The organism is Isoptericola halotolerans, assembly GCF_003003075.1.
Taxonomy (GTDB): Bacteria; Actinomycetota; Actinomycetes; order Actinomycetales; family Cellulomonadaceae; genus Isoptericola; species Isoptericola halotolerans_A.
The window spans coordinates 68,024-94,523 of the sequence record NZ_PVTX01000003.1; the positions used below are offsets into that span (position 1 = coordinate 68,024).

Consider the following 26,500-nt stretch of genomic DNA (forward strand, 5'->3'; position numbering starts at 1 on the left):
CAACACCAACCAGCGGGAATCACGGACCAGGAAGGCACGTCATGACGCAGAAGCAGAGCATCCTCGGGCGCATCAGCCAGCTCGCGAAGGCCAACATCAACGCGATGCTGGACCGTGCCGAGGACCCGGCCAAGATGATCGACCAGCTGATCCGTGACTACACGAACAACATCGCGGAGGCCGAGCAGGCGATCGCCCAGACGATCGGCAACCTGCGGCTGGCCGAGCAGGACTACCACGAGGACGTGCAGTCCGTGCAGGAGTGGGGCGCCAAGGCGCTGGCCGCCTCCCGCAAGGCCGACGAGCGACGCAGCGCGGGCGACACCGTCAACGCCGACAAGTTCGACCAGCTCGCCAAGGTGGCGCTGCGCAAGCAGCTCGACGCCGAGAACGAGGTCACGACGTCCCGGCCGATGATCGAGCAGCAGCAGGTCACGGTCGAGAAGCTGAAGACCGGTCTGGCCCAGATGAAGGACCGGCTCGTCGAGCTGAAGTCGAAGCGCGACCAGCTCGTCGCCCGGCAGAAGGCCGCCGAGGCGCAGCAGACCGTGCAGGGCGCGATCAGCTCCATCAACATCATGGACCCGACCAGCGAGCTCTCGCGGTTCGAAGAGGCGGTGCGCCGCGAGGAGGCGCAGGCCATGGGTCAGGCGGAGATCGCGGCGTCCTCCCTGGAGTCGCAGTTCTCCGAGCTCGAGGGGTCGATGGAGGACCTCGAGCTGGAGGCCCGCCTCGCCGCGCTCAAGGCGGGCACCCCGCAGAACCAGATCGAGTCCTGACGAGGTAGGGGCGCCGAGGCCGAGGTAGTAGCGGCGTCGCCGAGGTAGTAGCGCTGGCGCGCTACCTCGGCCGGCGCGCTACTACCTCGGCGAGGCCCGCACTACCTCGGGGTGCTAGCCGGCTGCGGCGAGCGCGACCTCGTCCGGGCCGTCGACGGCGCCGCGCACCTGCTCGAGGAACGCCTGGGCGAGCAGGTCGCCCGTCCGCGCCAGACCGTCGTCGTGCGCGGTCACCTGGGCATGGACGGCGGCCGTGTCGACGTCGACCTCCCCGAGCGCCCAGCGCACCGCCAGGGACGGGCTCGCCTCCGGGTGGAACTGCACACCCAGCGCGGAGCCCCAGCGGAACGCCTGGTACGGGTACATGTCGGACCAGCCGAGCCACTGGGCGCCCGCGGGCAGCTCGATGATCGCGTCGGAGTGCATCGAGACCACCGGGGTCACGCAGCCAGGCGTCTCGACGTCGTCGGAACACGTCGCGCCGGCGGACCGGACGAGCGGTGCGAGGACCGGGTCCTCCAGCGCCTCGGCACGCCAGTGCACGTCGACGACGCCGGCCTCCCGCCCGGGCGGGGCGGCCACCTGCACCGCTCCCCCGCCGGCGACGGCGAGCAGCTGGGCACCGAGACAGATGCCGAGCGTGGGCAGCCCGTCGACGGCGGCGCGCGCCAGGAGCGAGCGCACCGCGGGGAGCCAGGGGGCGTCGTCGTCCGCGTAGGCGTGCATCTGCCCGCCGAGGACGATCAGGCCGTCACCGCACTCCTCGAGCGACGGCACCGGGTCCCCGGCGAAGGGTCGGACGACGCGGGCTCCCGGGAACGTCCGGGCGTACCGGTCGAGCGGCACGTCGGAGCCGTGCTGCAGGACGGTCACCTGCGGGTGGTCGGAGCGTGTGAAGTCGGGCACGGCCGCTGAGATTACTCCGACCTGTCGCCGCGGTCCATGCTCGACCGCCGGAGCGACGACGGCCCGCGTACCCTGGGCGCATGGTCTCCCCCTTCTCCGCGCCGATCACCTCGCCTGCGCCGTCGCCGAGCCCGGCGTCGCCGAACGAGCCGACCCGCACCACGTACCTCCTGGTCGACGGCGAGAACATCGACGCCACGCTCGGCATGAACGTGCTGAACCGCCGCCCCAACCCCGAGGAGCGGCCGCGCTGGGACCGGATCACCAAGTTCGCGAGCAAGGTGTGGGGCTCCGACGTCGTCCCGCTGTTCTTCCTCAACGCGACCAGCGGCCAGATGCCGATGTCGTTCGTGCAGGCGCTGCTCGCGATGGGCTACCGGCCCATCCCGCTGGCGGCGAACGGTGACGAGAAGGTCGTCGACCTCGGTATCCAGCGCACCCTGGAGGCCATCGCCGGGCGCGAGGGCGACGTCCTGCTCGCGAGCCACGACGGCGACTTCCTGCCCCAGATCGAGCGCCTCCTGGCCGACGACGGCCGGCGGGTCGGGCTGCTGGCCTTCCGCGAGTTCGTCAACGGCCAGCTCACCTCGCTGACCGAGGAGGGGCTGGAGATCTTCGACCTGGAGGGCGACGTCGACGCCTTCACCAGCCCGCTGCCGCGCGTGCGGATCATCCCGATCGACGAGTTCGACCCGCTGCGCTACCTCTGACGCTCAGGGGGTGGGGGTGGGCGTCGAGCGACGCCCACCCGGCACGTCGGCGATGCGCTGCGCCACCGAGATGCCCACCAGGCTGCCCACGAGCGCCAGCGACACGAGCACCAGGGCGACCCAGCTGAACCCGGTGACCACGACGACCAGCACGGACAGGCCGACCGCCACGAACCGCAGGGCGTCGGCGTGCTCGGCGACCCGCCGTGGCAACCTGCCGTCCTGGCCGCTCACCGTGCCGACCCAGGGCCACCGGTCCGCGGCGCGTCCGAGCCAGGCCGGACGTCCCAGCAGCAGCGCGACGACGGCGGCCACGACGGCGATGATCCCGATCAGCCACAGGATCTCGTGCAGCCCTCCGGACACCGCGTCGAACAGCACGCCGGCGACCCGCTCGCCGTCCGGGGTGCGGGCGGCCTCCACGACGAGGCCTCGCAGCTGCGCGACGAGGGCGGCCGCGATCACCAGGCCGGCAGCCACGCCGATCGCGAGCTGGATCGCACCACGCCGGCGGTCGGGCGCCACGAGGACGGTCGCGACGATGAGCAGCACGGTGACCACCACCAGCGCCCACACGACGCGGTCCACGGTCCTGACGGTCCCCTGCACCATGTCGAACGTCTCGCGGTCGAGGAGGGCCACCTGGCCGAAGTCGTCCGGCAGCCGCGCACCGAGCGCCTCGCCGAGCTGGGCGCGCGCCTGCGGCGCGTTCTCCGTGACGGCGTCGGGCAGCGTCACACCGGGCAGCATGTCACCGACGCTCCCGAGCGCCTCGCGGAGCGCCTCGGCGATCAGCGGCGTCGTGTCGAGCATGACGGCGTCGTCGGTCAGGTAGACGTTCGGGTGGTCCTCGACGTCGGCGCGCGCGAGCGCGATCGCCCCGGTGTGCGCTCGTTCGACCAGCCGGGGCAGCCGCTCCCGGAACGCCTCGGACGTCACGAGGCGGTCCACGACCTTCTCCACCCGCTCCTCGAGGCGGTCGACCACCACGGGCGTCAGCGCGGCGAGCGTCGGCCGGTCGACGCGGGTGCCGAGCGCCTCCAGCAACGGCCCCGGCTCGACCTCGAGCCGCTCGACGAGGGCGAGCGCCAGCACCTCGTCGAGCTCGGTGAGCCGGGCGGAGACGCGGGTGTCGAGGTCCAGGGCCAGCAGCGTCTGCTCGGTCACGTTGTCCGCGAGGGCGTCGTAGAACGCCGGGTCGTCCAGCACCGGCCCGACGGTGTCCATGAAGTCGTCGGTGTCGAACACCGTGCGGTGCGCCCACACCGCCACCGACGACGCGACGACGAGCAGGGTGGTCACGACCACCAGGACGGCGGCGACCCACCGGCGCACGGCGTCACCACGAGAGCGGAGGGGGACGGTCTCGGCGGAGGTCACACACCGCATCCTGGGTGCTGGGAGGAGTCCGCGCGACTCGTACGCCGCACGTTCAGGAAACCTTCAGGGATGCGGCGCACACTGGACCCATGGCCGCATCCACCGACGCCCCCGAAGCACGGCTCGTCGTCGTCGACGACGAGCCGAACATCCGCGAGCTGCTCTCCACGTCCCTGCGCTTCGCCGGCTTCGAGGTGCACGCCGCGGCCGACGGCACGAGCGCGCTGCAGCTCGTGCGCGACACGGAGCCGGACCTCGTGGTGCTCGACGTGATGCTGCCCGACATGGACGGCTTCACCGTCACCCGCCGGATGCGTGCCACCGGCCGGCACACGCCGGTGCTCTTCCTGACCGCTCGTGACGACACCCAGGACAAGATCCAGGGCCTCACGGTGGGCGGCGACGACTACGTCACCAAGCCGTTCAGCCTCGAGGAGGTCGTGGCCCGGATCCGTGCCGTGCTGCGGCGCACCGCCGGCGGCGAGCCCGAGGACGACGCCGTGGTGCGCGTCGGCGACCTCGCCCTGGACGAGGACAGCCACGAGGTGCACCGCGCCGGCGTCGAGATCGAGCTCTCCCCCACCGAGTTCAAGCTGCTGCGCTACCTCATGCTCAACGCAGGCCGCGTCCTGTCCAAGGCGCAGATCCTCGACCACGTGTGGCAGTACGACTGGGGCGGCGACGCGAACATCGTGGAGTCCTACATCTCCTACCTGCGCCGCAAGATCGACCACGTGACGGTCCCCGGGCCGGACGGCGCGGACGTCGAGCTCCCGCCGCTCATCCACACCAAGCGCGGTGTCGGCTACCTCCTGCGGGCACCGCAGCGATGACCCCCCGCGACCGCCCCGACGGCATCGAGCCGACCTTCGCCGCACCGGAGGCTCCCGGAGCGGCGAGCGCGGCCGAGGCACCGCCGTCGGGCACGGACGCACCCGGGCCGACGGCGGAACCCGCCCCGAGCACGCCGGGCGAGCGGCGCTGGAGCTGGCTCAGCCGGGTGCCGCTGCGCGTGCGCCTGGTCGCGATCATCGTGCTGCTGCTGGGGGCGGGCATGGTCTTCGCGGGGATCGCGACCCGCACCGTGGTCTCGAACTACCTCGTGGACCAGCTCGACTCGCAGCTCAAGCAGTCGGCGCAGAACGTCGCGGAGATGACGGTCCGGGGCCCGGACGAGACCGGGCCCCGCATCCCCAGCGACTACTCCGTCGCGCTGGTCAGCTGCAACGGCTACGACGAAGCGCCGATCGGCTGGCCCCAGACGCTCGACACGTTCGGCGAACCGGCGATCCCCGACGAGTCCCTGACGAGCGTGGTCGAGCGGGGCCTCGAGCCCTTCACCGTGGACTCCACGGGCGGCTCGGCCCCGTCCCAGTGGCGCGTCGTGTCCATCCCCTGCAGCCCCGACCACGGGAACACCCTCGACGGCGCCGCCTACGTCGCGCTGCCCCTGGCCGCCGTCGACAAGACGACCGCCTACCTGTCGAGCTCCCTGCTGTGGTCGGGCATCGGGATCGTCCTGCTCGGCGGCGCGCTCGCGTTCTGGCTGGTGCAGCACTCCCTGCGGCCGCTGCGCCGCATCGAGGCCACCGCTGCCGCCATCGCGGAGGGCGACCTGTCCCAGCGCGTGCCCGAGCAGCCCTCCTCGACGGAGGTCGGCTCGCTGTCGCGCTCGCTCAACGTGATGCTCACGCAGATCGAGTCGGCGTTCGCCGTCCAGGAGGCCTCCGAGCAGCGCATGCGCCGGTTCGTCTCCGACGCGAGCCACGAGCTGCGCACGCCGCTCGCCACGGTGCGCGGGTACGGCGAGCTGTACCGGATGGGCGCGCTGGACACGGACGAGAAGGTCGACGACACGATGGTCCGCATCGAGGACTCGGCCCGCCGGATGGGCACGCTCGTCAACGACCTGCTCGTCCTCGCCCGCCTCGACGAGGGCCGCCCCATGCGGCACGAGGTCGTCGACCTCGCGGCGCTCGCCCACGACACCGCTCAGGACCTGCACGCCCTCGACCCGACGCGCGCCGTCGCGGTCACAGGGCTGCGGCCCGGCGAGGCGCCGCCGGCCGCCCTGCACACCGTCGGTGACGCCGACCGGCTGCGGCAGGTCCTGACCAACCTCGTGGGGAACGTCGCCCGGCACACGCCGGCGGGGTCGCCCGCCGAGCTCGCCCTCGGGACGGTGGCCGAGGGCGTCGTCGTCGAGGTGCGCGACCACGGACCCGGCGTCTCGGACGAGCAGGCCGGGCGGATCTTCGAGCGTTTCTACCGCGCCGACTCCTCGCGCAACCGGGAGTCCGGCGGATCCGGCCTGGGTCTGGCGATCGTCGCGGCGATCCTGGGGGCGCACGGCGGCTCCGCAGCTGTGGCGCAGACGCCCGGCGGTGGACTGACCGTGCGGGTTCTCCTCCCGCCCGCGGGCCGCTACGCTGCGTGACGGCCCCGTCGGCGCAGACGGCCGCACCGATCACGATTGTCGGTCGGCGGTCGTAGGCTGGCAGGGAGACAGAGAACGATCTCCGAGCGAAGGTCTTGATAGCGATGGGCGTCCTGAGCGCCAGCGCGCCGCAGTGGTTCCTCTCGGCGTTCGTCCGCACCTGTCGAGGGGCGGGCGCCACGAAGCCCGAGGACTCGATCCGCTCGGTGGGTGAAGAGCTCATCGAGCGCTGGTCCGGGCCGGGCCGCCACTTCCACAACCTGCGTCACCTGGCCGCCGTCCTGCACCGGGTCGACGAGCTCGCTCACGAGACCCACGAGCCCGATCTCGTCCGGCTCGCCGCCTGGTACCACGGAGCGGTCTTCGACGCGGACCGCAAGGTCGCCTACGCGACCCGCGGCGGGGAGCAGACCACGCTCAGCGCGGAGCTCGCGCGCACGCAGCTTGTCGAGCTCGGCGTGCCCGTCGATTCGGCGGACCGGGTCGGCGAGCTCGTCGACACGCTCGCCCGGCACAAGGCGGCGGCCGGCGACTTCGACTCGGCGGTGCTCAACGACGCGGACCTGGGCATGCTCGCCGCGGAGCCGCAGCGCTACAAGGAGTACGTCGCGGAGATCCGGGCCGAGTACGCCCACATCCCGCTGTCCGACTACCTCGACGCGCGGATCAAGGTCCTGACCAAGCTGCTGGGCCGCTCGAGGCTCTACGTGAGCCCGCTCGGCGCCACGTGGGAGGAGCCCGCCCGGCAGAACCTCGACGCCGAGCTCCACCGGCTCGTCAAGGAGCGCCGCAAGCTCGGCCTGGAGGCGACGGCGGGCCCGGCCCGCCAGTAGCCCACCCCCCCGCCGAGGTAGTGGCCCACCCGCCGAGGTAGCGCCCCGCCCGCCGAGGTAGCGCCCCGCCCGGCGAGGTAGGGCCTCGCCCGCCGAGGTAGTGGCCCACCCGGCGAGGTAGGGCCTCGCCCGCCGAGGTAGTGGCCCACCCGGCGAGGTAGACGGTCGTCCACAGGTTGTGGACGACGGCGGCGCGCGCCTCTCGCTGAGCCCTACCGTCGTGCTCAGCCCGGTCCACCGGGACGACGACGGAGGAGACAGCATGCGGTACGAGGTCGACAGCGAGCGGGTGGCGCAGGCGAGCGCCGCCGTGAACGGTTCCGTGGGAGCCATCCGGGCCGAGGTCGGCGCGATGATGCGCCACCTGCACGATCTGCAGTCGAGCTGGCACGGCAGCGCCGCGACGTCGTTCGCGGGGGTCATGACGCAGTGGCAGTCGGCGCAGACGCAGGTCGAGGCTGCCCTCGACTCCGTGACGGCGGCGCTGCAGTCCGCCTCGACCACCTATGCGGACGCGGAGAGCCAGGCCGCCCGCCTCTTCGCCCGCTGACCCGGTAGGCGTTGTGGGCGCGATTTCTGGGCTCGATTGATGCCCATACCGGGCAATACGGGCCAGAAATCGCGCCCACAACCACGAATGCAGTGCAAGACGGCGGCCGGTCGCCCCGGGGACTTCCCAGGACGACCGGCCGCCGTCGTGCGTGGCGCGGGCTACCGCGCCGAGCGGACGTGGATCAGAAGCCCATGCCGCCCATGTCACCCATGCCGCCACCGTCGCCGGCCGAGGCCCCGGCGGGCTCCGGCTTGTCCGCGACGACAGCCTCGGTGGTGAGGAACAGCGCGGCGATCGACGCAGCGTTCTGCAGCGCGGAGCGCGTGACCTTGACCGGGTCGTTGACGCCCGCGGCCAGCAGGTCCTCGTACACGCCGGTCGCGGCGTTGAGGCCGTGACCCGGGGTGAGACCGCGGACCTTCTCCGCCACGACGCCGCCCTCGAGGCCGGCGTTGATGGCGATCTGCTTCAGCGGGGCCGAGATCGCCGCGTTGACGATCTGCGCACCGGTCGCCTCGTCGCCCTCGAGCTCGAGCTTGGCGAACGCAGCGGCACCGGCCTGGATGAGCGCGACGCCACCACCGGCGACGATGCCCTCCTCGACGGCAGCCTTGGCGTTGCGCACGGCGTCCTCGATGCGGTGCTTGCGCTCCTTGAGCTCCACCTCGGTGGCCGCGCCGGCCTTGATGACGGCGACGCCGCCGGCCAGCTTGGCGAGGCGCTCCTGCAGCTTCTCGCGGTCGTAGTCCGAGTCGGACTTCTCGATCTCGGAGCGGATCTGCTGCACGCGACCGGCGATGAGGTCGGCGTCGCCGGTGCCCTCGACGATCGTGGTCTCGTCCTTGGTGACGACGACCTTGCGGGCCTGGCCGAGCTCCTCGAGCGTGGCGTTCTCCAGCTTGAGGCCCACCGTCTCGGTGATGACCTGGCCGCCGGTGAGCACCGCGATGTCCTGCAGCATGGCCTTGCGGCGGTCGCCGAAGCCCGGAGCCTTGACGGCGACGGACTTGAAGGTGCCGCGGATCTTGTTCAGCACCAGGGTCGCCAGGGCCTCGCCCTCGACGTCCTCGGCGATGATCAGCAGCGAACGACCCGACTTCATGACCTGGTCGAGCAGCGGCAGCATGTCCTTGACGTTCGAGATCTTCGACTCGACGATCAGGACGTACGGGTCCTCGAGGACGGCCTCCTGGCGCTCCGGGTCCGTCTCGAAGTAGCGGGCGAGGAAGCCCTTGTCGAAGCGCATACCCTCGGTGAGCTCGAGCTCGAGGCCGAACGTGTTCGACTCCTCGACGGTGATGACGCCTTCCTTGCCCACCTTGTCGAGGGCCTCGGCGATGAGCTCGCCGATGGCGAGGTCGCCGGCGGAGATCGCGGCCGTGGCAGCGATCTGCTCCTTGGTCTCGACGTCGACCGCGGCGTTGAGCAGCTGCTCGGTCACGGCCTCGACGGCCTTCTCGATGCCGCGCTTGACGGCGATCGGGTTGGCGCCGGCGGCGACGACGCGCAGGCCCTCGCGCACGAGCGCCTGGGCGAGCACGGTCGCGGTGGTGGTGCCGTCACCCGCGACGTCGTCGGTCTTCTTGGCGACCTCCTTGACGAGCTCGGCGCCGATCTTCTCGAACGCGTCCTCGAGCTCGATCTCCTTGGCGATGGAGACACCGTCGTTGGTGATCGTGGGGGCGCCCCACTTCTTGTCCAGGACGACGTTGCGGCCCTTGGGGCCGAGCGTGACCTTGACGGTGTCGGCGAGCTGGTTGAGCCCGCGCTCCATGCTCCGACGAGCTTCCTCGTCGAACGCGATGATCTTGGCCATGGGGACTGATCCTCCGCTGTGGCTGGTGGATGGTCGGCCGGTGCCCGCGACGGACGACGCGCCCCCGCACCGTTCACATCACGGGCGTGGGCGTGCCTCACCTTTCGACCAAGGTTGTTCACCCCGGCTGTCACTCGACGGCCGAGAGTGCTAACCCATTATTGGCACTCTCCCCCCGAGAGTGCAAGACGTTCCGCCGCCAGCGCACCGTGGCGCTCCAGTGGCGCCCGGTCCGGCCAGGTCAGCGCCCGACGGCGGGACCCGGACACGACGAAGGCCGGCGCCCCCGACGCATCGATGCGCCGTCGGACGCCGGCCCTCGCCGACGCTGCACGTCTAGGTCAGCACGATCAGAGCGGGCGGACCTGCTCCGCCTGCGGGCCCTTCTGGCCCTGGCCGACCTCGAACTCCACCTGCTGCCCCTCGTCGAGGGTGCGGTACCCGTCTGCCTGGATCGAGCTGAAGTGGACGAACAGGTCCTGTCCGCCGTCGGCCGGCGTGACGAAGCCGTACCCCTTCTCGGCGTTGAACCACTTGACGGTGCCCTGGGCCATCTACTTCTCCTCATCGTTCTGGCACACGGGGCCGGCGCCCCGCAGTGGACAGGAGACTAGTGGCGGAGGTCACTCGAAGGGAAGCATCCGAATCCAGGGTGTCGCGATCCCCGCGGACCGCGCCGGTTCAGCCGACGGGCTCCTTGATGATCACCCAGACGGCATCGGTCGGGCTGTTCGTGAGGTCGTCGGACAGCTGCACGTTCGCCGGGGCGGCGCCCACCGCCTCCGCGACCGCGGTCGCCGTGTCCGCTCGCCCGTCGGCGAACAGGACCGTGGTCTCGTCGTAGACGCCCGCGAGCGTGACCGGCGCCGCCGGTGCATCGAGAGCGCCGACGTCGGCGAATCCGGCACCCGTGACGAGATCGGCCGTCGCACCGGCCTGCCCGGCGGCCTCCGCCCCCGAGATGTCGTTCCAGACCACGACGCGCGCCGACAGGTCAGCCGCCGCCGGGTCGCCCGGCATCTCGGCGGCATCGTCGCTCGGCTCCTCGGACGGCTCCTCGGTCTCGTCGCCCTCGGCGCCCTCGCCCTCGTCACCCTCGTCGCCCGAGCCGTCGGTGGGCTCCTCGCCGGACCCTTCGCCCTCGGAGCCCCCGCCCTCGCCCTCGCCCTCGCCAGAACCCTCTGCGGAGGCGGACTGCTCGGACGCCACGGGCGGGTTGTCCGTGGGCGTGTCGCCGCCGTCGGACAGGAAGGAGATGATCCCGACGCCCAGGCCGGCGAAGACCACGGCGACGAGCAGGAACGGCCAGACCGAGCTCCACCCGCTCCGGGGCTCGCGGTGGACACCCACCGGCGCGCCCTCCGGACCGCGGACGTCGAACTCGTCGGGCGGGAACGGGTACTGGCTCTTGGTCACGCCGGACAGGGTAGCGGTTCCCCGCGCCGAGACCTACAGCCCTTGTTCAGTATCGCGCCACCGCAGGTCAGCCGGTCGTGCCGTCGAGTCGGCGAGCCGTGCGCGCCCGCTGCCGGGTGGCCCGCATCCGGCGGAGGCGCTTGACCAGCATCGGGTCGTGCTCGAGCGCCGCGGGCGTGTCGAGCAGCGCGTTGAGCACCTGGTAGTACCGGGTGGCCGACATGTCGAAGAGCTCGCGCACGGCCTGCTCCTTCGAGCCGGCGTACTTCCACCACTGCTTCTCGAAGGCGAGGATCTCGCGCTCCCGGTCGGTCAGCGCACCGGCTCCGGTGGCCGACGACGGCGCCTCCGTCGTGGTGTCGATGTCCTGGACCAGCATCTCGCTCATAGCGGCCAGTATGGGGCACCTCGGGCGCTGTCCCGGGCATCCTGGGCCGCGCGTCGCGAGTGCGCTAGCGTCGCGTGCGTGGACTCCCCGACGACGACGCGCCCCGCCCTGGACACCGTGATGGCACCGGACTGGGCGGCGGCGCTCGCCGACGTCGAGCCCCAGATCCACGCGATGGGCGACTTCCTGCGCGCCGAGGTGGCGGCCGGGCGCACGTACCTGCCGGCACCGGGCGACGTCTTCGCCGCGTTCCGCCGTCCGCTGGCCGACGTGCGCGTCCTAGTGGTCGGCCAGGACCCGTACCCGACGCCGGGTCACCCGATGGGCCTGTCCTTCTCCGTCCAGCCGGACGTCCGCCCGGTCCCCAAGTCCCTGGCGAACATCTACACGGAGCTGGCCGACGACGTCGGCGCGCCCCCGCCGTCGTCGGGCGACCTGAGCCCGTGGGCGGACCAGGGCGTGATGATGCTCAACCGGGTCCTCACGGTGCGGCCGGGGGAACCGGCGTCGCACCGCGGCAAGGGCTGGGAGCAGGTGACGGAGGCCGCGATCAAGACGCTCGTGGCCCGCGGCGGGCCGCTCGTCGCGATCCTGTGGGGGCGCGACGCCGCCTCGCTGACGCCGTGGCTGGGCGCGACCCCCACGGTGGAGTCCGCGCACCCGAGCCCGTTGGCCGCCTACCGGGGGTTCTTCGGCTCCAAGCCGTTCTCCCGCGTCAACGCGCTGCTGGAGGCACAGGGGGCCGCACCCGTGGACTGGCGCTTGCCCTGAGCGACGGGTGCAAGATGGGGGCGTGACATCGCCCTCGACACCCACCCCGCGCTGGTCCCGCTACGTCGCGATCGGCGACTCGTTCTCCGAAGGCCTGTGGGACCCGTACCCGCACACCGACGGCACCCCCGTGGCGGCCGGCACCGCGTCCGACGGCGTGCAGCGCGGCTGGACCGACCGGCTCGCCGACCACCTCGCCGAGCGCCGCGGGGACGCGCCGTTCGAGTACGCGAACCTGGCGATCCGGGGGCGCAAGCTGCGCCAGATCATCGCCGCCCAGGTGCCCGAGGCCCTCGCCATGGAACCGGACCTGGTGTCGCTGGTGGGTGGGGGCAACGACATCCTGCGCCCTCAGGTGGACCCGCACGGGCTCTCGGCCGTGCTCGAGCGCGCGGTGGTGCAGATCCGCTCCACCGGGGCGGACGTCCTGCTGGCCACCGGGTTCCGCACGGCGGGCGCCCTGAACTGGACGCAGGGTCGGGTCGGCATCTACAACGCGAACATCTGGTCGATCGCACGGCGGCACGGCGCGTTCGTGCTGGACACCTGGGGTCTGCACGGGCTGCAGGACTGGCGGATGTGGTCCGACGACCGCATCCACCTCACCGACGAGGGGCACCGCCGGGTCGCGAACGCCGCGCTGGTCGGCCTGGGGCTCGAGCCGGACGACCCGGCGTTCGACGCGCCGCTGGACGCCGCGCCGTCGCCGCGGTTGCGGCAACGGCTCCAGGCGGACGCGCAGTGGGCGCGGGTGCACGTGGCCCCCTGGGTCCGACGGCGCATCACCGGCACGTCCAGCGGTGACGGCCGGCTGGCGAAGTGGGCCGAGCCGACGGTCTGGCCGCCGTCGGAGCGCTGACCGAGCCGGACGCCGACCCGACCCAGCCGCGGCGCGAACGTTGTGGGCGCGATTTCTGGGCTCGATATCGTCCCGAAGGGGACGAATCGGGCCAGAAATCGCGCCCACAACCGGCGACAGGTGGAGCCGCCTGTCGGATTCGAACCGACGACCTTCCGTTTACAAGACGGGAGCTCTACCAGCTGAGCTAAGGCGGCGGGAGCGGGGACCAGCCTACCGCGCAGCGGCAGCCGGCCCCCGCCGGGGCGTCAGCCCTCCGAGGACTCCTCCTCGGCCGAGTCCTCCTCGGCCGCGGGGGCGCCGCCCTGCACGGCCGCGAGCAGCGCACCGGGCTGGTTCCAGCCCTCGAAGCGCTCGCCGTCGACGACGATCGTCGGCGTGCCGAAGCCGCCGTCGGCGTTCACCAGCGCCTCGTTCGCCGTGGCCTCGTTGGTCAGGGAGTACACGTACTGACCGAAGGTCTCCCGAGCGGTACCGTCCGCGATGCCGGCCGCGACGTCCGCCGGCGCTCCGGCACCCTCCGCGAGGTCGGCGATCGCCTCGTCGTCGAGGCCCTCCGTCCCCTCCTCCGGCTGGTTCGCGAACAGCGCCTCGTTGAAGTCGAAGAACGCCTCGGGAGCACGGTCGGCCACCCAGTAGGCCGCCGAGGCCGCGCGGGTCGAGTACTCCTCACCGTTCGAGGCGCGGTCCAGGATCGACACCGGGTGGAAGACGACGGTGGCGTCACCGGACGTGAGCATCGTCTCGACGTCGGCGCCGTTGATCTGCTCGAACTGACCGCACACGGGGCACATGTAGTCGAGGTACTCGTCGACCACGGGCGCACCCTCGTTCTCGGTGCCGGCGACCAGGTCGGCGCCCACGGGGATGCCGCCACCCTCCGTCGCCGTCGAGGGCACGTCGGTGACCTCGGCCAGCGGGATGTCCTCGACGTTCTTCTTGGCGCCCTCGTTGACGAGGATGAACGCGGCGACGGCGACCAGCGCGGCGATCGCGACGCCGAGCCCCCCGAAGACGAGGATGCGGTTGCGCTTGTCGCGCTGCGCCTGCTTCTTCTGCCGCGCGAGCGCCTCCTGGCGCGCCTCCTCGCGGAGCTGGGCCTTGTTCTTGTTCGACATCTCGGTAGAGGTCCTTCGGGTCGTGGGTTCCGGGCGGCAGATCCGCGCGCCAGCCTACCGGCGCGGACACCTCCGCCCGCGTGAACCTATCGACGAAGCCTGAGCGCTACCTGTGAGCGCTCAGAAGAACGACGGCGGCCCACCCATGGGCCACCACTCGATCGGGTGCGGGTCGCCGCTGAGCTGCGTGTACAGGATCCACGACCCGACGAGGCACACCGCCACCACGATCACCGCGCCGAGCAGGCCTGGCGCGAGGTTCGCGAGGATCGTCCGCGCACCGTCGCGCGCCGTGCGACCCGCCGGCCCGAACCAGGTCGCCAGCACCACCGCGACCATCGCCCCGGCCAGCACGAGCCCGAAGACGACCGGCGCGTTGCGGCCGCCGACCGACCGGGAGGCGACGTCCTCCAGCGGCATGACGATGAGGTTGCCGTCGCCGAACAGCCAGTAGCCGCCCATGACCGCCAGGAGTCCCACGCACCCGCCGACCAGCGCGGCGGGCACGATCCCGAGCGCACCGACGACGGCGTGGTACGGGAAGAGGAGGGTCGCCACCAGCCCGTCGGACCGGTTCACGCCCTTGCGCTCGCGCCGCTCGTGGAAGCGCTGACCCGAGGTCCCGACGATGCGGCACAGCACGGTGAGGCCGCAGAGCACGCCGAACGCGATCAGCGGGTAGAACGCGGCCAGCACGACGACCGGCAGGCCCAGCGCCAGCACGCTCCCCCACCGGCGCGGGTGCACGGGTGCCACGTACGGGCCCGCGGGCTGCTCAGGTTCCGGGTCCGGGTCGGGCGTCGCGTCCGCCAGCTCCTCGTAGCTGCGGTACCGGACGTCCCCGACCGGCAGGATCTGGGTGCCGCCGTCCTGCGCCATCGCCCGCTCGCGCTCGTCGGCGGGCATCGCACGCCGGGCGTCCTGCGGGGGCGGCGGGGGTACGGGCGGCCCGACGACGGCGGTCTCGTCCCCGGCGCGCGCCGCGGCCACCTCCCGGGTCGCCCCGCCCGGGGCCGTGCCGTCACCACCCGTCTCCGCGCCGGGTGCCGTGCCGTCGTCGTCCGCCGACTCCCCGGAGACCGCGGTGTCGGCGCCGGCCCGGCCCGCGGCGGACGCTCCCGCGAGCGCCGCCGTCGCCGCACCCGCGGCGACCACGATGCGCTGGGTGGCCTGCGGGTCGTCCGGGACGCCGACGACGTCGCTCGCCCCCGCCTCCAGGTCGCGGCGGACGGCGCGCACCACGTCGGTGGGGCCCCAGCGCCGGGCGGGGTCGGCGTGCAGCGCGCCCGCGAGCGCCCGCCCGGTGCGGGCCGGGACGCCGACCAGGTCGGCCCGGCCCTCCCGCGACCGGCGGAGCACGAGGTCGGTCGGGCGCACGCCGAACGGCGACCGCCCGGTCGCGGCGAAGGCCAGCAGCGCGGCCCAGCTCCACCAGTCGGTCTCGGGCACCGGGTCGCCGCCGTCCAGCAGCTCGGGCGCGATGTACCCGGGGGTGCCCATCACGAACCCGGTCATGGTGGTGCGGGCGTCCTCGGTGCTCTGCGCGATCCCGAAGTCGATCAGCGAGGGCCCGGCGCCGGTGACCATGACGTTGGAGGGCTTGAGGTCCCGGTGCACCACCCCGGCGGCGTGCACGGACTCCAGGGCGTCGGCGAGCTGGTCGGCCAGCGAGAAGAGGTCGGCGACGTCGAGGGGGCCGCGCGCGTCGACCTCCTCCTCGAGCGTGAGTCCCTCGATCAGCTCGGTGACGACGAACGCCTGGGGACCCTCGAACTCCGCGTCGAGCACCTGCGCGACGGCGGGGTGGCGCAGGCGCTGCAGGGCCGCGACCTCGCGGCGCAGCCGCTGCCGGCCGGCAGGGTTCGCGTCCACGTGCGCGTGCAGCACCTTGAGCGCGACGCGCTGCCCACCGCCGTCGACCGCCTCGTAGACGGCGCCCATCGCGCCGCGGCCGAGCAGGGACACGACGGAGTAGCCCCCGATGTCGGACCCCGCAGGCAACGTCCCGTCGGCTCCGGACGCCGGGGCACCCGCCGTCATCACCTGTGCCTCGTCGCCCTCTCCCATGGGCCACACCGTAGCGCCGGGGCGGGGGTCCGCGCGCTCGCACCGCGCGGGCACGCGTCCCGCGACACCGGTGGCCGAGCAGCCAGGGGCCCCGCTCGGTAAGGTTCGCCGTGGGCGTCTGGCTACCCTGTCAAGTCAGTGCGGGGGGCCACCAACCTGGGGAGAGAACAACCTTTGAACGGATCGGCAAGCAGCTCCGAGGGCACCGGCGGGTACGACCTCGTCGTCGTGGCGAACCGGCTCCCGGTCGACTTCTCCGTCGACGACGACGGCGAGGTGGACTGGCAGCGGTCGCCCGGAGGCCTGGTCTCGGCGCTGGAGCCCGTCATGCAGGAGAACGACGGGGCCTGGGTCGGCTGGTCCGGCGCACCGGACCTGGCGCACGAGCCCTTCGAGGCCGACGGCATGATGCTGGTCCCGGTCACGCTGTCCGCGAGCGAGATCAGCAAGTACTACGAGGGTTTCTCCAACGACACGCTGTGGCCGCTGTACCACGACGTGATCGCCCCGCCCACCTACCACCGGCAGTGGTGGGAGGCCTACCGGCGGGTCAACCAGCGGTTCGCGGAGGCGGCGGCGGCGCAGGCCGCCCGCGGCGGCGTCGTGTGGGTGCACGACTACCAGCTCCAGCTCGTGCCCAAGATGCTGCGCGACCTGCGCCCGGACCTGCGCATCGGGTTCTTCGACCACATCCCCTTCCCCCCGGTCGAGCTGTTCCAGCAGCTCCCCTGGCGACGCAGCATCCTCGAGGGGCTGCTCGGTGCCGACCTCGTCGGGTTCCAGCGCGGCGGTGACGCCTCGAACTTCGTGCGGGCCGTACGGCGTCTCACCGACCACCCGACCCGCGGTTCCGTCGTCTCCATGGAGGCCGACGACGGCACGCCGGGCCGGCGCGTGCGGGCGGCAGCGTTCCCCATCTCCATCGACACCAGCAAGTTCGACCGGCTGGCGCGCAGCACCGAGGTCCAGGCCCGGGCCAAGGAGATCCGTGCCGACCTGGGCGACCCGGACGTCGTCATGCTCGGCGTCGACCGCCTCGACTACACCAAGGGCATCCGGCACCGGATCAAGGCGTACGGCGAGATCCTGCAGGACGGCCGCATCGACGCCGAGCACACCACGCTCGTGCAGGTCGCCAGCCCGTCGCGGGAGAACGTCGGCGCCTACCAGGAGCTCCGCGAGCACGTCGAGGGCCTGGTGGGGCGCCTCAACGGCGAGTTCGGCGAGATCGGGCACTCCGCGATCCACTACCTGCACCACTCCTACCCGCCGGAGGAGATGGCGGCCCTCTACCTCGCGGCGGACGTCATGCTCGTGACGTCCCTGCGCGACGGCATGAACCTGGTGGCCAAGGAGTACATCGCGGCCCGCTCGGACCTGGGCGGCGTGCTGGTGCTGTCCGAGTTCACCGGCGCGGCCGACGAGCTCGCCCCCGGGCCGCTGCTCGTCAACCCGCACGACATCGACGGGATGAAGGACATCATCGTCACCGCAGCCCACATGGACCCCAAGGAGAAGCGCCGCCGCATGCGCCGCCTGCGCCGCAAGGTCATGGGCGACGACGTCGCGAAGTGGTCCAAGACGTTCCTCGGCGTCCTGACCGCCATGCCCTCCCGGGACACCCATGTCTGAGGCGATCGCCCCCTCCCTCGCCACCGCCCTGGAGCAGCTCGTGGCCGACGACGGCGCCGCGGTGCTCGTCGCGCTCGACTTCGACGGGGTGCTCGCCCCGCTCGTGGACGACCCGACCGCGTCCCGCATGACGGCGGCCACCCGCGCGGCCGTGGACCGGCTGGGGGCGCACGTGCGCGGCGACGGGCCCGCGGACGCCGGGGCCGCGGCCGGGCGTGCCCGGCTCGCCTTCGTCTCCGGCCGTGACCTCGAGGACCTGGCGCAGCGCTCCGTCCCGCCGGTCGGCGCGTACCTGGTGGGCAGCCACGGCGCGCAGACCGGCCACGCGACCACCGCGGGGCTCGACGCGGTGCCGTTCGAGCTCACCGCCGAGCAGGCCGACGTCCTGGCCGAGCTCACGGCGGCGCTCGACGCCGCCGTCGTGGGCCGGGACGGGGCGTGGGTGCAGCGCAAGCCGAGCGCCGCCGTCCTGCACACGCGCACGGCCGGGCCCGCGGACACGGCCGCCGCCGTCGAGGCGGCCGACGCCGCGGCGGCACGGCTCGGGCTGGACGCGATGCACGGCAAGGACGTGGTCGAGATCGCCGTGCTGCACACGACCAAGGGCGAGGCGCTCGAACGGCTGCGCACCGTCGTCGCGCAGGATGCCGGCGCCTCGGCCACGCGCGTCCTGTACGCGGGCGACGACACCACGGACGAGAAGGCCTTCGCCGTGCTCGGCGCGGGCGACGTGACCATCAAGGTGGGGCCCGGCGAGACCCTGGCCGCGCACCGCGTCGCGGACAGCGACGCCGTGGCCGCCGTCCTCGACCGGATCACGGACCTCCTCGCCGTGTGAGGCGGACCGCTGCACGAACGTGACCAGGGACATGGCGTGATCCCGGTCACGGCCATGTACTATCGAGCAGCGCCAATCCCCGGGACGGACCGGGGCCGGGCGCGTCGAACAACAGAATGTGTCACCGCTGACACGCCAGTCGTGAACGCAAGACACCCGACCACAACGGATCGTCCGGCACGTACCTGCCGGTGGAGGGAATCACCATGGCTTCGGTCACCTACGACCACGCGACGCGGATCTACCCGGGCAGCGAGCGCCCGGCCGTGGACCAGCTCAACCTCGAGGTGGAGGACGGCGAGTTCCTCGTCCTCGTCGGCCCCTCGGGCTGCGGAAAGTCCACGTCGCTGCGCATGCTGGCAGGCCTCGAGGACGTCAACGGCGGGCACATCTACATCGGTGACCGCGACGTCACCGACGTGCAGCCCAAGGACCGCGACATCGCGATGGTCTTCCAGAACTACGCGCTCTACCCCCACATGTCCGTCGCGGACAACATGGGCTTCGCGCTGAAGATCTCCGGCACGCCGAAGGCGGAGATCCGCCAGCGCGTCGAGGAGGCCGCGAAGATCCTCGACCTCACCGAGTACCTCGACCGCAAGCCGAAGGCGCTCTCCGGTGGTCAGCGTCAGCGTGTCGCCATGGGCCGCGCCATCGTGCGTCAGCCGCAGGTGTTCCTCATGGACGAGCCGCTGTCGAACCTCGACGCCAAGCTGCGTGTCCAGACGCGTACGCAGATCGCGTCCCTGCAGCGCCGCCTCGGCGTCACGACGGTCTACGTCACGCACGACCAGACCGAGGCCCTCACGATGGGTGACCGCATCGCGGTCCTCAAGGACGGTCTGCTGCAGCAGGTCGGCACCCCGCGCGAGATGTACGACACCCCGGCGAACGTGTTCGTCGCGGGCTTCATCGGCTCCCCCGCCATGAACGTCGGCACCTTCGACGTCAAGGACGGCAAGGCCGTCGTCGGCCACGCGGCCGTGCCGATCGACCGCGACGCCCTCGGCCAGCTCACGGACGCCGACGGCGGCAAGATCACCGTCGGGTTCCGTCCCGAGGCGCTGGAGATCGTCTCCGCCGGCAGCCCCGACGCCCTGCAGGTCGAGGTCAACCTCGTCGAGGAGCTCGGCTCGGACGCGTTCGTCTACGGCTCGCTCAAGAGCGAGGGCGTGGCGGGCGACCTGCACTCCGGTTCGTCGGACCAGGTCATCGTGCGCATCGACCCGCGCGACGTCCCGATGAAGGGTGACACCATCCACGTCACCATCGAGCCGGGCAAGTCGCACGTGTTCGCTCCCTCCACCGGCGCGCGTCTCTGAACCACGCCTAGCGTCTGACGGGCGGGTCCGGCTTCGGCCGGGCCCGCCCGTCGTCGTCTACGCTGACACCCGATGGAACAGCTGCAGATCACCTCGGCGACGCCGAACTCGGCGCTGCTCGACCTGCCCTGGCGGCAACCGCTCGCCGAGTGGCCGGCCGACGTGCTGGCCGCCCTGCCCCGCGGTATCTCCCGGCACGTGGTGCGGTTCGTGCGCCTCGACGGCCGCGTGCTCGCGATCAAGGAGATCAGCGAGTCGATCGCGTTCCGCGAGTACGAGATGCTGCGCCAGCTGCGCAAGCTCGAGGTGCCCGCCGTGAAGCCGGTCGGCGTCGTCACGGGCCGCCGGTCCGACGCGGGCGAGCCGCTCGAGGCCGCGCTCGTCACCGAGCACCTCGCGTTCTCGCTGCCGTACCGCTCCGTGTTCAGCCAGGCGCTGCGCGACGAGACGGTGAACCGGCTCATCGACGCCCTCACCGTGCTCCTGGTCCGCCTGCACCTGACCGGGTTCTTCTGGGGCGACGTGTCGCTGTCCAACACGCTGTTCCGCCGCGACGCCGAGCAGTTCGCCGCGTACCTCGTCGACGCGGAGACCGGCGCCCTGCACCGCGAGCTCACCCGCGGACAGCGGGAGTACGACGTCGACCTGGCGCGCACCAACATCATCGGTGAGCTGATGGACCTCACCGCCGGCGAGCTCCTCGACGAGGAGATCGACGAGATCGCGATCGGCGACTCGCTCGTCGAGCGGTACACGGAGCTCTGGCAGGCGCTCACCGGCGTCGAGGCCTTCCACGCCGACGAGCGCTGGCGTGTCGCCGCGCGCATCGAGCGTCTCAACGAGCTCGGCTTCGACGTCGGCGAGCTGTCCATCACCACCGACATCGACGGCACCACCGTGCAGATCCAGCCCCAGGTGGTGGACGCGGGGCACCACTCGCGGCGGCTGCTCAAGCTCACCGGCCTGGACGTGCAGGACAACCAGGCCCGCCGACTGCTCAACGACCTCGACTCCTACCAGGCGGCGACGGAGCGCCAGGAGGAGGACGAGCAGCTCGTGGCGCACGACTGGCTGCAGAACGTCTTCCGGCCGACGATCCGCGCCGTGCCCCGCGAGCTCCGGCGCAAGCTCGAGCCCGCGCAGCTCTACCACGAGATCCTCGACCACCGGTGGTTCATCTCCGAGCAGGCGCAGCGCGACGTGCCGATGCCCGAGACCGTGGCGTCCTACGTGGAGAACGTGCTCCAGCACCGTCCCGACGAGAAGGCCATCCTCGGCCTCGCCCCCGGGGAGGCGCCTGAAGAGGGCCCCGAGTCGGACTACTTCCACTACGCGTCGGCGGACGGCTGAGCCCCACCGTCCGCCCGCCCCCCGCCGAGGTAGTGGCGGTCCCGCCGAGGTAGTAGAGGTTCCGGCCGAGGTAGTAGCGATTGCCGCGAGGTAGCACAGTTCTCGCTGAGGTAGCCCGACGCCGCGAGGAGACGCCGGGGCGGCGAGCGTCGGAGCCGGGTGGCGGAGGCCCGTGGACGCGCGTCACTCCGGACGGCGACCCGCCGGACGCCCCTCTACCCGCCGCCGTCGGCCACTACCTCGGCGCGAGCGCTACTACCTCGGCCGGAACCTCTACTACCTCGGCGTATGTGCCACTACCTCGGCCGAGCCGCTACTACCTCGGCGGAGATGTGCCTACCTCGCGGTCAGGCAGTGGCGGCGGCTCGGGCCTGAGCCACCTCGTACAGCGAGATGCCCGCGGCGACACCGGCGTTGAGCGACTCCACCGACGAGGCGATGGGGATCGACGCCACCGCGTCGCAGGTCTCGCGGACCAGCCGCGAGAGCCCCTTGCCCTCGGAGCCGACCACGATGACGAGCGGGTCGGTCGCGAACGGCAGGTCCCGGATCGCGGTGTCCCCGCCGGCGTCGAGCCCGACGACGAACACGCCCGACTTCTTCAGCTCGGTCAGCGTGCGCGCCAGGTTGGTCTCCTTGGCGACCGGCACCCGCGCCGCGGCACCGGCCGAGACCTTCCACGCCGACGCCGTCACGGAGGCCGAGCGCCGGGAGGGCACAAGCACGCCGTGCGCGCCGAACGCGCCGGCCGACCGGAGCACGGCGCCCAGGTTGCGGGGGTCGGTGACCGAGTCGAGCGCGACGATGAGCGGCGGCTCCCCGGCGTCCGCCGCGGCGTCGAGCAGGTCCTCGACGTCCTTGTACTCGTAGGGCGGCACCTCGAGGGCCACGCCCTGGTGCACGGAGCCCTCGGTGAGCTGGTCCAGCGCCCCGCGCGACGACTCGAGCAGGCGCGCCCCGCGCATCGAGGCGAGCTCGAGGATCTCGCGGGTGCGGTCGTCGTGGTCGATGCGCTCGGCGATGTGCACGGCCGTGACCGGGGCCTGCGTGCGCAGCGCCTCCAGCACCGCGTTGCGGCCGGCCACCACCTCGGCACCGCCGGTCGCCTTGCGCGTGCCGCGGGAGACGCCCTTGCGCGCTCCCTGCGCGCTCTGCGACTCCTGGCGCTTCTCGGCGGCCACCTTCTTCTTGTGCGCCGGGTGGTAGGTGCGGTCCTCCGCGCGCGGCGTCGGCCCCTTGCCCTGCAGCGCCTTGCGGCTGTGGCCGCCGGTGCCGACCTGTGCGCCCTTCTTGGTGCTTCCCTTGCGCTTCGCGCCGGGTCGCTGCGAGTTGCCCGCCATCAGCTGTTCTCCTCCGTGGTGGACAACGCCCAACGGGCGCCGTCCGGTGAGTCCTGCACGACGACGCCGGCCGCGGCGAGGCGGTCCCGGATCGCGTCGCTGGTGGCCCAGTCCTTCGCGGCACGGGCAGCGGCCCGCGCCTCGAGCTCCGCGCGCACGACGGCGTCCAGCGCGTCGGCCACCTTGGTGTCTGCTTCCGCGGCCCAGAGCGGGTCGGCGGGGTCGAGGCCGAGCACGTCGAGCATGCCCCGCAGCGCGACCAGCGCCCGGCGGGCGCCGTCGTCGTCGGCCGCGGCGAGCGCCGTGTTCCCGGACCGCAAGGTCTCGTGCACGACGGCGAGGGCGGCCGGGACGTTGAGGTCGTCGTCCATCGCGGCCTCGAAGGCCGGCGGCAGCGCCGAGGTGGCGACCTCCGCCCGGGAGACGTCGCCGACGCGCTCGGTGGCGCGTGCCACGAACCCGACGAGGCGCTCCCAGGTGTTGCGGGCCTCGTCGAGCGTGTCCGGGCCCCACTCGAGCATCGAGCGGTACTGGACCGCTGCCAGGGCGTAGCGCACGACCGGCGCTGGCGCCTTGGCGAGGACCTCGCTCATGAGCAGCCCGTTGCCGAGCGACTTGCTCATCTTCACGCCCTGCTGGGTCACCCAGGCGGAGTGCATCCACCGGTCGGCGAACCCGTAGCCCGCGGCACGGGACTGGGCCTGCTCGTTCTCGTGGTGCGGGAACCGCAGGTCGAGGCCGCCGCCGTGGATGTCGAAGGACTCGCCCAGGTACCGGTGCGCCATCGCCGAGCACTCGAGGTGCCAGCCAGGCCGGCCGCGGCCGAACGGGGTGTCCCACGCGGCGGTCTCCGGCTCACCGGGTCGCGACGCCTTCCACAGCGCGAAGTCGTGCGGGTCGCGCTTCTCGGTCGTAGCGGCGTCGTCCGTCGACTCGGGGTTGAGGTCCTCGAGCCGCTGCGTGGTCAGCTCGCCGTAGGCGGGCCAGGACCGGACGTCGAACCAGACGTTGCCGGGGCCGGTGGCATAGGCGTGCCCCGACTCGACGAGACGTTCCATCAGATCGATCATCTGCGGCACGTGGCCGGTGGCACGCGGCTCGTAGGTGGGCGGCAGGACGCCCAGCGCGTCGTACGCGGCGGTGAACTCCCGCTCGTGCACAGCGGCGTGCGCCCACCACTCGACCCCGGCCGCGGCGGCCTTGGTGAGGATCTTGTCGTCGATGTCCGTGACGTTGCGGATCAGCGTCACGTCCAGCCCCTTGCGCCGCAGCCAGCGGCGCAGCACGTCGAACGCGACGGCGGGTCGCAGGTGGCCGACGTGCGGCGAGGACTGCACGGTGGCGCCACAGAGGTAGATGCCGACCTTGCCCGGGGTGCGTGGGACGAGCTCGCGCACGGTGCGCGTGGCGGTGTCATACAGGTGCAAGGTCACCGGTCCAGGGTACCGGCCTGGTCGCCGCCGGTCGGCGCGGCCGGCCTGCGCTCGCCGGTGGCCTCCGCGTCGGCGTCGAGCATCGCCGTCAGGCGCCGGTGGCCGCCCGTCTCGTGGACGACCACGGTCACGGCCGGGGCGAGCATCACGAGCAGCAGCGCCACCGGCGTCGTGCCGCCCGCGGCGACGACCGCGACCGCTGCCGCCAGGAGGGCCACCGCGGCTCCGAGCAGCAGCAGGCGCACCGGGTCGGCACGCCCCACGAGGTAGACGTGCAGGACGACGTCCGTCACCAGGAAGACCAGCACGGGCACGGCGACGGCGAGCAGCGCACCGACGTCGGACAGGTGGGCCTCTCCTTCCAGCCAGTAGGCCACCACGTGCAGCCCGGCACCCACCGCGGCGAGGGACCCGAACACGACCAGGTGGCCGTAGCCCCACCCGAACGAGCGGCCCCGGTGCCGGGCCAGGAGATCGCCGGCCGGGGTGAGGAAGTACGTCCACCACAGGCCGAACGTGAGGGCGACGCCGGCGACGCAGACGAGGACGGCGTCCACGCTCCAACCGGAGTGCTCGACGACGGCGGACAACGAGGCCACCGTGCCGATCACACCCTCGCCGAGGGTGATGATGACCAGCAGCCCGTACCGCTCGGCCACGTGGTGCGGGTGCCAGGGGGTGCCGCGCCGCCCGGACGCGTCGGCGACCGGCCTGCGCTCCCCGATCACCGGCCCGGCGGTCTCGACGAGCACCATGCCGGCCCCGAGGAGGAAGAACTGGCCCACGGACACGGGCAGCACCGCCAGGAGCACCCAGCCGAGCTGCGCGACCACCAGCGCGGTGGCGTAGACGAGCGCGACGGGCCGGTAGGTCGGCGACTGCCGGGCGACCCGCAGCCACTGGGCCAGCATCGCGAGGCGCATCACCACGTACCCGGCGACCATGACCTCGTTGTCCACCTGCTGGCCGCCGTCGATCGAGCGGAACATCTCCGGCAGGCCGAGGGCCAGGACGACGACGCCGATCATCTGGACCATCGTGGTCAGGCGGTAGAGCCAGTCGTCGGTGTCGAACGCGGAAGCGAACCAGGTGAAGTTGATCCACGCCCACACGATCGCGAAGACCGCGAAGGCGAAGCCGATCACGCCGGCGGGCACGTGGCCCTCGGCGATCAGGTGCGCCGCCTGCTCACCCGCGACGGCGAACGCCACCACGAACACCAGGTCGAAGAGCAGCTCCAGCGGTGTCGCGGCGCGGTGCGTCTGGGCGGGGTCGCGACCGAACATCCGGCGCAGTCGGTCGTGGCTCATGCGGCCAGCGAACCAGACGTCAGCCGAAAGTGCGACCCTCCCCGCGGTAGGTGGGCACCGTGCCGACCACCTCGTCGCCGCGCACGAGGTGCACGGCGGCGAACCGCTCCATCAGCTCGCCCGCCTTGGCGTGGCGGAACCACACCCTGTCCCCCACGTGCAGGGGTCGCCCGCCGCGCAGCCGGAGCGGGGTCTGCACCTCGCCCGCGGCCTCCTGCCGGGTGAGCGACCAGCCGGGCGTGACCAGCCGCGGCAGCCGGGACGCGCCGGCGGGCCCGGACGCGACGTACCCGCCGCCGAACGCCGTCGCCCAGCCGGGGCCGGGGTTCCGCACCACGTCGAGCCCGAAGAACGCCGACGGACGCTGCGTCACGGTGCGCATCCCGTCGAAGGTGCCGGGGACGAACAGCCCGGAGCCCGAGGTCACCTCGGTCACGCCGGACCCGGCCGCGGACGTCTCCAGCGACCCGGTGCCACCGGCGTTGACCAGCTCGACCTCGTGCCCGACGGCGGCACGGACGGCCGCGAGGATGCCGCGGCGGCGCCGGTCGACGTCCGGCACGGACAGCGCCTTGACCACCCGGACCGCCGGGGTGTCGGGCAGGCCCGCGACCTGCGCCTCGTAGAACATCAGCCCGCGCAGCCGCAGGCCGTCGGCACGGTCCACCTCGGCAGCCAGCGCGGCCACCTGCTCGGGGCTGCGCAGCGGCGACCGGCGCGTGCCGAGGTGCAGACGGAGCGGACCCACACCCACCCGGAGCGAGGAGTCCACGTCGAGGCACACCGCGACCTCCGGGAGCGCGGCCTCCTCCCCCGGCGCGGCGTGCCCGGCGAGGGCGGACCGCACGAGCGCGAGCTGGGCGACGTCGTCGACCATGAGGGTGATCTCGCGCCGGGCGACCCGGTCGCCGGCGAGGCGGTCGAGCGCCCCCGCGTCGACCGTGGGGTACCCGACGAGCACGTCGCGCACTCCCGTCCCGACCAGCCACAGGGCCTCTTCGAGGGAGTACGCCATGACGCCCGCGAACCCGGCGTCCAGGGCACGCTCGACGAGGGAGCGCACCCGCACGGACTTCGCGGCGACCCGGACCGGGGTGCCGCCGGCCCGGCGGAGCAGGCTCGCGGCGTTGGCGTCGAACACGTCGAGGTCGACGACGGCGAGCGGCGCGGGCAGACCGGTCGTCGCCCTGGTCAGCCGCTCGGTCACGCCCATGCAGGCACGGTACACCGGCGCCCCGGCGT

At 72.7% G+C, this 26,500-nt stretch carries 24 protein-coding genes and 1 tRNA gene; 12 read left to right on the forward strand and 13 right to left on the reverse strand.

Annotated elements, in window-relative coordinates:
* Window positions 1-41 precede the first annotated feature (41 nt).
* Window positions 42-779, forward strand: coding sequence for a PspA/IM30 family protein (locus tag BCL65_RS05745; RefSeq protein WP_106266072.1), 738 nt, complete (start codon window positions 42-44; stop codon window positions 777-779).
* Between the two features lie 114 nt (window positions 780-893).
* Here BCL65_RS05745 and BCL65_RS05750 read toward each other — a convergent pair whose 3' ends face one another.
* Window positions 894-1,685: a type 1 glutamine amidotransferase gene (locus tag BCL65_RS05750; protein WP_243400828.1), complete on the reverse strand. Its 792-nt coding sequence runs from the start codon at window positions 1,683-1,685 to the stop codon at window positions 894-896.
* A gap of 80 nt (window positions 1,686-1,765) precedes the next feature.
* Between BCL65_RS05750 and BCL65_RS05755 the strand changes: the two genes are divergently transcribed.
* Window positions 1,766-2,395, forward strand: coding sequence for an NYN domain-containing protein (locus BCL65_RS05755; protein WP_106266074.1), 630 nt, complete (start codon window positions 1,766-1,768; stop codon window positions 2,393-2,395).
* A 3-nt stretch (window positions 2,396-2,398) separates the two neighbouring features.
* Here the strand turns inward: BCL65_RS05755 and BCL65_RS05760 are convergent, their stop codons facing one another.
* Window positions 2,399-3,775, reverse strand: coding sequence for a hypothetical protein (locus BCL65_RS05760; protein WP_106266075.1), 1,377 nt, complete (start codon window positions 3,773-3,775; stop codon window positions 2,399-2,401).
* An 89-nt stretch (window positions 3,776-3,864) separates the two neighbouring features.
* Here BCL65_RS05760 and BCL65_RS05765 point away from each other — a divergent pair, with 89 nt between their 5' ends.
* The 4 genes from BCL65_RS05765 (at window position 3,865) to BCL65_RS05780 (ending at window position 7,595) form a co-directional block, all read left to right on the forward strand.
* Window positions 3,865-4,608, forward strand: coding sequence for a response regulator transcription factor (locus tag BCL65_RS05765; protein WP_106266077.1), 744 nt, complete (start codon window positions 3,865-3,867; stop codon window positions 4,606-4,608).
* Window positions 4,605-6,212 (forward strand): sensor histidine kinase, encoded by a 1,608-nt coding sequence (locus BCL65_RS05770; RefSeq protein ID WP_106266079.1) that lies wholly within the window; start codon window positions 4,605-4,607, stop codon window positions 6,210-6,212. The genes BCL65_RS05765 and BCL65_RS05770 overlap by 4 nt, the downstream gene beginning before the upstream one ends.
* 104 nt (window positions 6,213-6,316) lie before the next feature.
* Complete coding sequence (locus BCL65_RS05775) at window positions 6,317-7,045, forward strand: HD domain-containing protein (protein ID WP_106266081.1); 729 nt, start codon at window positions 6,317-6,319, stop codon at window positions 7,043-7,045.
* A gap of 262 nt (window positions 7,046-7,307) precedes the next feature.
* A complete protein-coding gene (locus BCL65_RS05780; RefSeq protein WP_106266452.1) occupies window positions 7,308-7,595 on the forward strand; it encodes a WXG100 family type VII secretion target in 288 nt (95 codons plus the stop codon).
* A 184-nt stretch (window positions 7,596-7,779) separates the two neighbouring features.
* Here the strand turns inward: BCL65_RS05780 and groL are convergent, their stop codons facing one another.
* The 4 genes from groL to BCL65_RS05800 form a co-directional block, all read right to left on the reverse strand.
* Window positions 7,780-9,414 (reverse strand): chaperonin GroEL, encoded by a 1,635-nt coding sequence (gene groL, locus BCL65_RS05785; RefSeq protein WP_106266083.1) that lies wholly within the window; start codon window positions 9,412-9,414, stop codon window positions 7,780-7,782.
* Window positions 9,415-9,764: 350 nt separating this feature from the next.
* Window positions 9,765-9,968 carry a transcription antiterminator/RNA stability regulator CspE gene (gene cspE, locus BCL65_RS05790; RefSeq protein WP_106266085.1) on the reverse strand — a complete coding sequence of 68 codons (204 nt, stop codon included), beginning with the start codon at window positions 9,966-9,968 and terminating at the stop codon, window positions 9,765-9,767.
* 127 nt (window positions 9,969-10,095) lie between these two features.
* A complete protein-coding gene (locus tag BCL65_RS05795; RefSeq protein ID WP_106266087.1) occupies window positions 10,096-10,830 on the reverse strand; it encodes a LytR C-terminal domain-containing protein in 735 nt (244 codons plus the stop codon).
* Window positions 10,831-10,897: 67 nt separating this feature from the next.
* Entirely contained in the window at window positions 10,898-11,209 is a 312-nt protein-coding gene (locus tag BCL65_RS05800; protein WP_374108524.1) for a DUF3263 domain-containing protein, read from the reverse strand.
* 87 nt (window positions 11,210-11,296) lie between these two features.
* On the opposite strand from BCL65_RS05800, the gene BCL65_RS05805 reads away from it, so the two are divergent.
* Both BCL65_RS05805 and BCL65_RS05810 read left to right on the forward strand, forming a co-directional pair.
* Entirely contained in the window at window positions 11,297-11,989 is a 693-nt protein-coding gene (locus BCL65_RS05805; RefSeq protein WP_258176895.1) for a uracil-DNA glycosylase, read from the forward strand.
* A gap of 22 nt (window positions 11,990-12,011) precedes the next feature.
* On the forward strand, window positions 12,012-12,848 hold the full coding sequence (locus BCL65_RS05810; RefSeq protein WP_243400829.1) for an SGNH/GDSL hydrolase family protein: 837 nt from the start codon (window positions 12,012-12,014) through the stop codon (window positions 12,846-12,848).
* A gap of 121 nt (window positions 12,849-12,969) precedes the next feature.
* Here BCL65_RS05810 and BCL65_RS05815 read toward each other — a convergent pair.
* The 3 genes from BCL65_RS05815 to BCL65_RS05825 form a co-directional block, all read right to left on the reverse strand.
* Window positions 12,970-13,045, reverse strand: a tRNA-Thr gene (locus BCL65_RS05815).
* A 51-nt stretch (window positions 13,046-13,096) separates the two neighbouring features.
* Window positions 13,097-13,966, reverse strand: a complete 870-nt coding sequence (locus BCL65_RS05820; RefSeq protein WP_106266090.1) for a DsbA family protein — start codon at window positions 13,964-13,966, stop codon at window positions 13,097-13,099.
* 120 nt (window positions 13,967-14,086) lie between these two features.
* A complete protein-coding gene (locus BCL65_RS05825) occupies window positions 14,087-16,033 on the reverse strand; it encodes a serine/threonine-protein kinase (RefSeq protein ID WP_243400830.1) in 1,947 nt (648 codons plus the stop codon).
* A gap of 174 nt (window positions 16,034-16,207) precedes the next feature.
* Between BCL65_RS05825 and BCL65_RS05830 the strand changes: the two genes are divergently transcribed.
* The 4 genes from BCL65_RS05830 to BCL65_RS05845 all read left to right on the forward strand — a co-directional run bounded on the left by BCL65_RS05830 (window position 16,208) and on the right by BCL65_RS05845 (window position 21,175).
* Window positions 16,208-17,665, forward strand: a complete 1,458-nt coding sequence (locus BCL65_RS05830) for an alpha,alpha-trehalose-phosphate synthase (UDP-forming) (RefSeq protein ID WP_106266092.1) — start codon at window positions 16,208-16,210, stop codon at window positions 17,663-17,665.
* Window positions 17,658-18,503: a trehalose-phosphatase gene (gene otsB, locus BCL65_RS05835; RefSeq protein ID WP_106266094.1), complete on the forward strand. Its 846-nt coding sequence runs from the start codon at window positions 17,658-17,660 to the stop codon at window positions 18,501-18,503. The genes BCL65_RS05830 and otsB overlap by 8 nt, the downstream gene beginning before the upstream one ends.
* 206 nt (window positions 18,504-18,709) lie before the next feature.
* Complete coding sequence (locus tag BCL65_RS05840) at window positions 18,710-19,825, forward strand: ABC transporter ATP-binding protein (protein WP_106266095.1); 1,116 nt, start codon at window positions 18,710-18,712, stop codon at window positions 19,823-19,825.
* 72 nt (window positions 19,826-19,897) lie between these two features.
* Window positions 19,898-21,175 carry a DUF4032 domain-containing protein gene (locus BCL65_RS05845; RefSeq protein WP_106266097.1) on the forward strand — a complete coding sequence of 426 codons (1,278 nt, stop codon included), beginning with the start codon at window positions 19,898-19,900 and terminating at the stop codon, window positions 21,173-21,175.
* Between the two features lie 347 nt (window positions 21,176-21,522).
* On the opposite strand, the gene rlmB is transcribed toward BCL65_RS05845, so the two are convergent.
* From rlmB to BCL65_RS05865, 4 genes are read right to left on the reverse strand one after another with little or no spacing between them, the layout of a single operon-like run.
* Window positions 21,523-22,515: a 23S rRNA (guanosine(2251)-2'-O)-methyltransferase RlmB gene (gene rlmB, locus BCL65_RS05850; protein ID WP_106266099.1), complete on the reverse strand. Its 993-nt coding sequence runs from the start codon at window positions 22,513-22,515 to the stop codon at window positions 21,523-21,525.
* Complete coding sequence (gene cysS, locus BCL65_RS05855) at window positions 22,515-23,948, reverse strand: cysteine--tRNA ligase (protein WP_106266100.1); 1,434 nt, start codon at window positions 23,946-23,948, stop codon at window positions 22,515-22,517. Before cysS ends, rlmB begins: the two co-directional genes overlap by 1 nt.
* Window positions 23,945-25,258, reverse strand: coding sequence for a low temperature requirement protein A (locus BCL65_RS05860; protein ID WP_243400831.1), 1,314 nt, complete (start codon window positions 25,256-25,258; stop codon window positions 23,945-23,947). The genes cysS and BCL65_RS05860 overlap by 4 nt, the downstream gene beginning before the upstream one ends.
* 19 nt (window positions 25,259-25,277) lie before the next feature.
* Window positions 25,278-26,471, reverse strand: coding sequence for an alanine racemase (locus BCL65_RS05865; RefSeq protein WP_106266104.1), 1,194 nt, complete (start codon window positions 26,469-26,471; stop codon window positions 25,278-25,280).
* Between the last annotated feature and the right edge of the window lie 29 nt (window positions 26,472-26,500).

Coding starts and splice junctions, on each gene's coding strand:
- BCL65_RS05770 (WP_106266079.1), top strand. CDS start 4,605: ATGACCCCCCGCGACCGCCCCGACGGCATCGAGCCGACCTTCGCCGCA.
- rlmB (WP_106266099.1), bottom strand. CDS start 22,515: ATGGCGGGCAACTCGCAGCGACCCGGCGCGAAGCGCAAGGGAAGCACC.
- BCL65_RS05840 (WP_106266095.1), top strand. CDS start 18,710: ATGGCTTCGGTCACCTACGACCACGCGACGCGGATCTACCCGGGCAGC.
- otsB (WP_106266094.1), top strand. CDS start 17,658: ATGTCTGAGGCGATCGCCCCCTCCCTCGCCACCGCCCTGGAGCAGCTC.
- BCL65_RS05860 (WP_243400831.1), bottom strand. CDS start 25,258: ATGAGCCACGACCGACTGCGCCGGATGTTCGGTCGCGACCCCGCCCAG.
- BCL65_RS05825 (WP_243400830.1), bottom strand. CDS start 16,033: ATGGGAGAGGGCGACGAGGCACAGGTGATGACGGCGGGTGCCCCGGCG.
- BCL65_RS05800 (WP_374108524.1), bottom strand. CDS start 11,209: ATGCTGGTCCAGGACATCGACACCACGACGGAGGCGCCGTCGTCGGCC.
- BCL65_RS05780 (WP_106266452.1), top strand. CDS start 7,308: ATGCGGTACGAGGTCGACAGCGAGCGGGTGGCGCAGGCGAGCGCCGCC.
- groL (WP_106266083.1), bottom strand. CDS start 9,414: ATGGCCAAGATCATCGCGTTCGACGAGGAAGCTCGTCGGAGCATGGAG.
- BCL65_RS05765 (WP_106266077.1), top strand. CDS start 3,865: ATGGCCGCATCCACCGACGCCCCCGAAGCACGGCTCGTCGTCGTCGAC.
- BCL65_RS05865 (WP_106266104.1), bottom strand. CDS start 26,471: ATGGGCGTGACCGAGCGGCTGACCAGGGCGACGACCGGTCTGCCCGCG.
- cspE (WP_106266085.1), bottom strand. CDS start 9,968: ATGGCCCAGGGCACCGTCAAGTGGTTCAACGCCGAGAAGGGGTACGGC.
- BCL65_RS05820 (WP_106266090.1), bottom strand. CDS start 13,966: ATGTCGAACAAGAACAAGGCCCAGCTCCGCGAGGAGGCGCGCCAGGAG.
- BCL65_RS05745 (WP_106266072.1), top strand. CDS start 42: ATGACGCAGAAGCAGAGCATCCTCGGGCGCATCAGCCAGCTCGCGAAG.
- BCL65_RS05755 (WP_106266074.1), top strand. CDS start 1,766: ATGGTCTCCCCCTTCTCCGCGCCGATCACCTCGCCTGCGCCGTCGCCG.
- BCL65_RS05845 (WP_106266097.1), top strand. CDS start 19,898: ATGGAACAGCTGCAGATCACCTCGGCGACGCCGAACTCGGCGCTGCTC.
- BCL65_RS05775 (WP_106266081.1), top strand. CDS start 6,317: ATGGGCGTCCTGAGCGCCAGCGCGCCGCAGTGGTTCCTCTCGGCGTTC.